Below are 2,513 nucleotides of genomic sequence, written 5' to 3' on the forward strand. Positions count from 1 at the left end.
GTCACGACTTGGGAGAAACCGGGCAAGGAGGCTCGGCGCGACCCTTATTTGGCTTTCGACCGTCTCATGGGGCGGCTCGGGCGGCCGGTGGCGCGGGTCAGCAATGCCTTGGTATTGGATGAGCTGACGCCGGGCGGGGTGTTGCTGCTGGATCGCGGCCGCCGCATCTACGTCAATGCTCGCCGCGCCGACGCCCTGTTCGATTGGGTGAGCCGCGGCGGGTATTTGATCGTTGCGGCGGAATACCGCCGAGTCGACGACCCCATCCTGAAGCATCTGGGGATCGGATGGTACGAGCCCCCGAAGATCGAGCCCAAGAAAACCGCCGCTACGGAGGAAGACGGCGCGGAGGACGAACAGGACGGCGCGCAGATGTGCGAGCCTTCGGATGCGCGGTCCGACGATGAGCCGGATACCGTTGAAGTGCGTCTTCCGGCGCGGGACAAGCCGTTGCGGCTGCAACGGACGTTCGGGTCAAACGGCTGGGGTCTGGTGCCGACCGACCCGGCACCGGTCTGGAAAGCGGGAGTGGTCGATACGCGCAGCACCGTGCTGCATTACGACTATGGCCAAGGCCGGATTACGGTACTCGACGGCTTCACGTTTCTCTCCAATCGGCGGATCGGCGAGCACGATCACGCCGAACTGATCTGGGGGCTGATGCGGCATTACCAGCCGCAGGGCGAAGTGCGTCTGGCTACCAGGCTCGAGGTTCCGACGCTCTGGGAATGGCTGGCCGAATCCGCGTGGATGGCGCTGATCAGCGGCGCGCTGCTGATCGCGGCCTGGCTTTGGCGTATCGTGCCGCGGTTCGGCGGGATGCTGCCGTCGCCGAATCCGGCGAGGCGCAGCCTGATCGAGCATCTTTCCGCCGTCGGATGCGCCGTCTGGCGTCACGGCGAAGACGGGCGGGCTCACTGGGAAAACGTGATGCGGCAGGAATTGCGGAGACATGTTCTTCAGCGGCATCCGCACATCGCGCAGGTCTCCGAGTCGGAACAGGCGAGAATTCTCTCCGGTATGAGCGGGATTCCCGAGAACCGGGTGACGGCGGTCTTGGCCGCACCGGACAAGCTTTCGCCGCGGCATTTCGTCGATTGCGTGCGCACGGTGCAAGAACTCGAACAACGATTGTGAGGATTTATGGCGGTAACCCGTTTGCTCGATGAACAAGTGGACAAGGCCGGAGTGCTGCTCCGGTCGATTCGTGCCGAGCTCCGCAAGGTGCTGATCGGCCAGGAGCGGATGATCGACGAGGTGCTGATCGGTTTGCTCTGCGGCTCGCACGTGCTGCTCGAGGGCGTGCCCGGTCTCGGCAAGACGCTGCTGGTGAAGGCGCTCGCCAAGACCTTTTCCGGACGCTTCGCGCGGATTCAGTTCACGCCCGACCTCATGCCTTCGGACGTGGTCGGCCATACCTTCTTCGATATGGGCAGCAGCCAGTTCATTACCCGCGAAGGGCCGGTCTTCACCCATCTCCTGCTGGCCGACGAGATCAACCGCGCTCCGGCGAAGACCCAGGCGGCGCTGCTCGAGGTGATGCAGGAGGGGCAGGTGACGCTGGAAGGCCGCTCGATGGCCGTTCCTCAGCCGTTCATGGTCCTGGCCACCCAGAATCCGATCGAACAGGAAGGCACCTATCCTCTGCCGGAAGCGCAATTGGACCGGTTTCTGCTCAAGATACGCATCGATTACCCCGATATGGAGGAAGAATTGGCGCTCACCCGCCAGGTGATCGAGCGCCGGTCCGGGGGCGAATTGGCCGTGGATAACGTGGCGGTCCTGATCGGCCCGGAACAAGTGGCGGCGCTGCAGCGGTTGACGGCCCACGTGGAGGTGGACGACCGGGTGCTCCGCTATGCCGTCTCCATAAGCCGAGCTACCCGCGAGCATCCGCGCCTGTCCATCGGCGCTGGTCCCCGAGGCAGCATCGCTTTGGTCCGCGCGGCCCGCGCCAGCGCACTGCTGTCGGGGCGGAGTTACGCGACGCCGGACGATATCAAGGCGGTGGCTTTGCCGGCGTTGCGCCATCGCGTGGCGACTTCTCCGGAGGCGGATATCGAGGGATCGAGTGCCGACACGCTGCTCCGGGCGCTGCTGGACCAGGTTCCCTCGCCGCGCTTCTGACCGGGGTTTCTCGTGCTCCTGCCTCATCGCGTCCTTTTGATCGCGCTCGCCGCCTGGTTCGGTCTCGCCGTTCTCGCGGCAGTGTGGCCGTCATGGCTTGCGGTCTGGCAATTCGCCGGGGCGGCGCTGCTGAGCGCGGCGCTGGCTGACGGGTGGCTGGCCCTCAGTCGCCGCAATCCGGTGCGGGTCGAGCGGGAAATCGAGGATGCATGGCCCGTAGGGGTGACGCAAACGGTCCGTCTCCGCCTCGCCAGCCCCGAGCGCAGCGTCGCGGGCTGGGTGTTCGACCGCCATCCCGAGACGTTTTCCGCAGAAGGCTTGCCCTTGTTTTTCAAGCTGTCGCGCGGCCATTGGGCGAAACTCGGCTATATGGCGCAGCCCCTGGA

The 2,513-nt window shown here is 65.3% G+C and carries 3 protein-coding genes; all 3 read left to right on the forward strand.

Annotated features, from left to right (window positions below; genetic code table 11):
• The coding region (locus ABJK70_RS23465) for a DUF4350 domain-containing protein (protein WP_347259309.1) at positions 1-1,137 on the forward strand (1,137 nt) is incomplete at its 5' end.
• A gap of 6 nt (positions 1,138-1,143) precedes the next feature.
• Positions 1,144-2,127, forward strand: a complete 984-nt coding sequence (locus ABJK70_RS23470) for a MoxR family ATPase (protein ID WP_086133476.1) — start codon at positions 1,144-1,146, stop codon at positions 2,125-2,127.
• A gap of 12 nt (positions 2,128-2,139) precedes the next feature.
• Positions 2,140-2,513, forward strand: a 374-nt coding sequence (locus ABJK70_RS23475; protein ID WP_347259310.1) for a hypothetical protein, incomplete at its 3' end; no start/stop codon positions are given.

It is taken from the genome of Methylocaldum sp., assembly GCF_039794385.1.
Lineage (GTDB): Bacteria > Pseudomonadota > Gammaproteobacteria > Methylococcales > Methylococcaceae > Methylocaldum.

Bases quoted from the DNA above. Each gene is read 5' to 3' on its own strand.
- ABJK70_RS23470 (WP_086133476.1), top strand. From the start codon at position 1,144: ATGGCGGTAACCCGTTTGCTCGATGAACAAGTGGACAAGGCCGGAGTG.